This window comes from Actinomycetes bacterium (assembly GCA_022599915.1).
In the GTDB taxonomy this organism is placed as follows: Bacteria; Actinomycetota; Actinomycetes; order S36-B12.
In genome coordinates this window covers 1-5,215 of sequence record JAHZLH010000014.1, presented here as the reverse complement: position 1 = coordinate 5,215, position 5,215 = coordinate 1, and the positions used below count along the sequence as shown (strand labels likewise).

Annotated in this window: 5 protein-coding genes; 2 read left to right on the top strand and 3 right to left on the bottom strand. The window is 64.2% G+C overall.

Annotated elements, in window-relative coordinates; genetic code table 11:
• Both K0U62_02280 and K0U62_02275 read right to left on the bottom strand, forming a co-directional pair.
• Positions 1 to 1,400 (bottom strand): NAD-dependent DNA ligase LigA (locus tag K0U62_02280; protein MCH9800345.1); only part of this gene is annotated, 1,400 nt, incomplete at its 3' end.
• Positions 1,401 to 2,405, bottom strand: a complete 1,005-nt coding sequence (locus K0U62_02275) for a methionine synthase (GenBank protein MCH9800344.1) — start codon at positions 2,403 to 2,405, stop codon at positions 1,401 to 1,403.
• Between the two features lie 118 nt (positions 2,406 to 2,523).
• Between K0U62_02275 and K0U62_02270 the strand changes: the two genes are divergently transcribed.
• Both K0U62_02270 and K0U62_02265 read left to right on the top strand, forming a co-directional pair.
• Positions 2,524 to 3,294 carry a TRIC cation channel family protein gene (locus K0U62_02270; GenBank protein ID MCH9800343.1) on the top strand — a complete coding sequence of 257 codons (771 nt, stop codon included), beginning with the start codon at positions 2,524 to 2,526 and terminating at the stop codon, positions 3,292 to 3,294.
• A complete protein-coding gene (locus tag K0U62_02265) occupies positions 3,291 to 3,971 on the top strand; it encodes a TRIC cation channel family protein (GenBank protein ID MCH9800342.1) in 681 nt (226 codons plus the stop codon). Before K0U62_02270 ends, K0U62_02265 begins: the two co-directional genes overlap by 4 nt.
• Here K0U62_02265 and mnmA read toward each other — a convergent pair.
• Positions 3,968 to 5,056 (bottom strand): tRNA 2-thiouridine(34) synthase MnmA, encoded by a 1,089-nt coding sequence (gene mnmA / locus K0U62_02260; GenBank protein ID MCH9800341.1) that lies wholly within the window; start codon positions 5,054 to 5,056, stop codon positions 3,968 to 3,970. The two genes, K0U62_02265 and mnmA, sit on opposite strands and share 4 nt — an antisense overlap.
• Between the last annotated feature and the right edge of the window lie 159 nt (positions 5,057 to 5,215).

Genomic DNA, 5,215 nt, shown 5'->3' with positions numbered 1-5,215 from the left:
GGGCAGCGGATATCGACATCCGCCTCTTTCTCCGGGGCCAGTTCGGTGCCGCAGGCGGGGCAATACGTGGGCATGATGAACGCGCGTTCATCACCGGTGCGTTCTTCCACCACTGGACCGAGCACCTCGGGGATGACATCACCGGCTTTGCGCAGAAACACCACATCACCGATCAGCACACCTTTGCGCTTTACTTCATCAGCGTTGTGCAGGGTGGCCATCGAGACCGTCGACCCGGCGACTTTGACTGGCTGCATCACCGCGAACGGGGTCACCCGACCGGTGCGGCCGACGTTGACTTCGATGTCCAGCAGTTTGGTGCGCACCACTTCCGGTGGGTACTTGAACGCGATCGCCCACCGAGGCGCTCGCGAAGTCGAACCCAAGCGATCTTGGGTGGCGATGTCGTCGATCTTGACGACGACCCCATCGATCTCGTGGTCCAGTCCGCGACGTTGCTCGCCGAACCGCTCCACGTAGGCGAATAAATCCTTGGGTTTCTGCACTACTTCCGCTGTGGCCGCGGTGGGTAGGCCCCATTCGGCTAGCCGGGTGTAGGCCTCGGACTGAGCCGCAGGTTGCCAACCTTCAGTCGCACCCACCCCGTGCACGGTGAGTCGCAGTCGACCCAGTCGGTCGGTGGCGCGGTCAAGTTCAGATTGCAGTCGGGCAACTTTCGATTCCGATACCCGGGCCGCCGATTTGGCTTCGGCTAGGTCCTCTTCGCGACGGTCCACCCGCTGCCGCAGTGACCCGGCACCGGCGTTGCGCGCGTTGGCGAACGGGGTGCGGCCGGCGGCCAGCATCTCGTTGTTCATTTCCTCGAACTCAGCCGTGCCGAAGAACACCTCACCGCGCACTTCCAGCAGCGATGGCACATCGTCACCGACTAGTTGCTGCGGTATGGCGGGGATGAACCGGGCGTTGTAGGTGACGTCCTCACCAGTCCGGCCGTCCCCACGGGTGGCCATCGATGCTAGCCGTCCTGACCGATACACCAGGTCCACCGCGAGGCCGTCGATCTTCAACTCACACAGCAGCTCTGGCAGTTCACCGAGTTGGTTGATCATCCGATCCAGCCAGGCCTGCAGCTCTTCGGCGCTGAAGGCGTTATCCAGGCTCAGCATTCGCTCTAGGTGCGTGACTGGAGTGAACATGGCCGAGCGTTCGCCGCCCACGGTTTGGGTGGGGGAATCACCGGCGACCAGTTCTGGATGCTCGGCCTCGAGCGCTACCAGTTCCGCGAACAGCACGTCGTACTCAGCATCAGACAGCACCGGGTGGTCCTCGCCGTAATACTGCTCGCGGGCGGTGTTGATCTGATCGACCAGTTCCGCCCACCGATCCCGAGCCTGCTGCGGGACGGTCGCCACGGGGTCGGAAGCTGCCACGCCCCGAATCTACGCGATACCGCCTGCTGCTCGTGCAGCGAGCGCGTTCGTTGTGGACAGCGCAGCCCTACCAGCGCCGTCGGGCGCCCCCGCCAAACCACAACTGGGGCTGAACATCACTCGCGCTAACTCGGTCTCGGCGAAACCAGCGCGTCGCCACAGTTCGATGACCCGGTTCCACGCCACGTCCCCGTCGATGGCTGCCACCGTGGGCACCGCCCCGATGATGAGTTGCGTGCCGGCTTCGAAGGCAGCGGCCACTGGATCTACCGGATGGGGGGTGAGCGCGAGATCCCAAGACACGCCAGCCACCCCCGCTGCTGCCGCCACCTCAAACGGGTACTGGGCGCAACAGTGCAGGATCACCGGAACATCTACCGCATCGCCGATGCGCTGCAGTGCGGTGGCGGCCTCGGCCGCCGGCACTTCGGGCAACCGGGTGAAGCCGCTGGCGGACTGGATAGCGCCGGAGACCACCGCAGGCAGTAGCGGCTCATCGAGTTGCAGGACCACGTTGCGGTTGGGCAGCCGGCGACGCACCTGAGCCACATGCTCGGCCGCCGTGACCGCCAACCCGGCAACAATATCGGCGACCAACCCGGCATCACGCAGCGCCGGTCCCCCTCGTAGCCCTTCGACTTGAGCGACCAGCGTCCACGGCCCACACAACTGCACTTTGAACGCGCCTTCGGAATCACCGAAGACTTCCTCAGCGCGGTCGAGGTCCTCGCCTAGCCAGGACAGCGCACGACGCGTGGGTGCGGTTTCGCTACCGGATAGCCGCCAGCCGGTGGGGGTGGTGTCGATACCGAAGTCGCGCCACTGTCCGGCTAACAGTGCGGCGGTGCGGCCGATCATGTCTGCACCGGGTCCTCGGGCGGGTAGTTCCGGCAGGTGGGGTAGGTCGGGCAGTTCGCCAGCGATGACGGCAGTCGCCTCCACCACCGAGGTGCCCGGCATGGAACCGATGCCGGTGGCACCGGCCGGGATGCTCAACTCACTGTCGCTGGCCATGACCTGAGGCTACTTCGCGGCGATCCCAGGTGAACCAGCGGCGGCTGCGTTGGCCACGGAATCGGTCAATCTACTGCTCGTGATGCACCAGCCCACCGCGGCGGGATATTTTCGGCCCGTGACCACTTCCTTAGCTGTGCTGCAGGCCGCGGCGGAGGTTCTCGCTGATGACTCCGAAGGCGCCATCAGCGACGTCATCAATACCAAGCCGAAACTACCTGCCTGGACGATCTACGTCGCGGTCTTATTCGGCGCCTTGTCGGGCGCGACTTTCGCCGCTCGCCGGGGTTTCGATGTCGTGGGCGTCTTAGGCCTAGCCACCGCCCAGGGGATTGGCGGACTGCTGCTGGGACAGATTCTGGTTGCCGCTGGCACCCCGGAAGTCCTTACCGATCCGTGGTTCATGTTGATTGTGGTCATCGCCGCGGCCCTTGGGTTCTTCCTTGCGGGTCTGATCACCGACACCGTGGGCTCGTCGCTGATCCTGGATGCACTGTCCCTCGGATTACTCGCGAGTGCGGGGACTAACCTCGCTATGAGGAACTCGCTGGACTACGCCCCCGCAGTTTTTATCGGGGTGGTGACTGCCATCGGCGGCCTCATCCTGCGGGATATCCTGTCCGGTCGACCGCCGGATGTGCTGCGCCCCGGCATCTTTTCCGCCTCCGCTGCCCTCATCGGCTCAGCAGCGTTTGTGTTGCTGCGGGATATCGGCGCGACGCTGGCATTCGCCCAGACCATGACGGTAGCCATCGTGGCAATCATCCGGGTGCTATCCGTGTGGCTGGGCTGGGAAACCAAGTCCGCGAAGGACTACAGCGACCGGGTCAAACTCAGCCGTGACCAAGACGGCTCTCGTCCCTGGAATTTCTGGCAGGACTCGAAATGACCGAGGTCCTCGCGGTGCCGGCCATCATGGAAACCGCGGCCATCCTCGGTGGCGGCATCTCTGGAGCTTTACATGCCCGCACCCGGGACATGGACTATCTCGGCGCGCTGATCGTGGCGGTATCCACTGGTGTCGGGGGTGGTGCGATCCGCGACATCCTGCTGGGTGAGGTGCCGGTGTTCCTGCTCAACATGTTTGTGCCGCTGGCAGTGATTGGTGCGGTGGCGGCGTTCTTCTTCGCTCGACTCATCCGAGGACTTACCCCGTTCATGTTTGTCCTCGATACGTTGCTGATCGGCGCCTGGGTGGTGATTGGCGCGGAAAAAGCGATCAATGCCGGCCTACCCCCGATCGCTGTGGTGTTCGTGGGGGCAACAACGGCTGTCGGTGGTGGATTGCTGCGCGATATTTTATGCCGCGACATCCCCACTGCCTTGATGCCGGGCCGCTACGTGGCAGCCTCCGGTCTGATCGCGTCTGTCGTCTTCACCGGCTTGTGGAACTTGGGGCTGCAGGGCATGGCGGAGGCCGCCGCACTGTTGACTGCCACCTTGCTGCGGGCGCTGAGTTACCACTATGAGTGGGTGACGCCTAGCGCACTAGATATGTCTAGTACGTTGCGTAAGTGGGTAGGTATTCATGACCCCCGCACCGCCACCAGCAGCGGAAGCAGTTAGCGCTGAGTCGCTGCGATATTGCCCTGACCGAGCACGCGGTCGTTGTCATCGCTAAACAGCACACAGGACTGACCCGGCGCTACCCCGTGCAGCGGGGTTTCGGTGCGGACAGTGAAACTCACGCCACTATCGCAGTGCTCCACTTGGGCCGCGAGAGCCTCCCCGTGGGCGCGGATTTGCACCATCACTTGCTGTCCTGCCGTAACCGGATCAGCACACCACACTGGCTGGTCGCACTGGATTTGTGACACCGCCAGCTCCTCGCGCTCCCCCACTACAACCGTGCGCTCCACAGGTTCGATGGACAACACATACCGGGGTCGACCGGAGTCGGTGGCGGTGGTGATACCCAGGCCTTTGCGCTGGCCCACGGTAAAGGCGTGGGTGCCGCGGTGGTCACCGATCTGCTCGCCGGTGGCGGCATCAATGATCGGACCCGGCTGCTCCCCGAGTTCTTTGCGCAGGAACCCGGCGGTGTCGCCGTCGGGGATGAAACAGATGTCGTGGCTGTCGGGCTTGTTGGCCACCCGCAGGCCGCGCCGCTTCGCTTCCTCGCGAATCTGCTGCTTCGGGGTGTCACCGAGGGGGAACATGCTGTGCCGCAGCCCATCTGATCCCAGTACTGCCAACACATACGACTGGTCCTTGCCTGGATCAACCGCTCGGCGCAGGACTGGTCCGGCTTCACTTTGTGCAAGTTGGGCGTAGTGGCCGGTGGCGACGGCGTCAAAGCCCAAGGCGCGGGCACGTTCCAAGAGCGCAGCGAACTTAATGTGTTCGTTGCAGCGCACACACGGGTTGGGGGTGCGTCCGGCGGAGTATTCAGCGACGAAGTCGGTGATCACGGTCTCGCGGAATTCTTCCGCGAAGTCCCAGATGTAGAACGGCACCCCGACGCGGTCGGCTGCGCGGCGCGCGTCATGGGCATCGGAAATGGTGCAGCAGCCACGGGCACCGTCACGGGTGAGTGCCGGGTCGGGCGACAACGCCATGTGAACGGCGGTGACATCGTGGCCGGCCTCCGCGGCTCGAGCCATGGCAACGGCAGAGTCCACTCCACCAGACACTGCAGCGAGCACCTTCATCGCACCACTCCAGCACTCGCACTCGCACTCGCTTTCGCCGCTGCCGCCACCGCGGCCGGTAATGCGGTAAGCAGCGCTGCGGCGTCACCGGGTCCGGAACTCCAGCCCAGGCTGATTCGTAAGGTACTGCTGGTATGTTCCGCGCCCATGGCAGTCAAT

Bases quoted from the DNA above. Each gene is read 5' to 3' on its own strand.
- mnmA (MCH9800341.1), bottom strand. From the start codon at position 5,056: ATGAAGGTGCTCGCTGCAGTGTCTGGTGGAGTGGACTCTGCCGTTGCC.
- K0U62_02275 (MCH9800344.1), bottom strand. From the start codon at position 2,405: ATGGCCAGCGACAGTGAGTTGAGCATCCCGGCCGGTGCCACCGGCATC.
- K0U62_02265 (MCH9800342.1), top strand. From the start codon at position 3,291: ATGACCGAGGTCCTCGCGGTGCCGGCCATCATGGAAACCGCGGCCATC.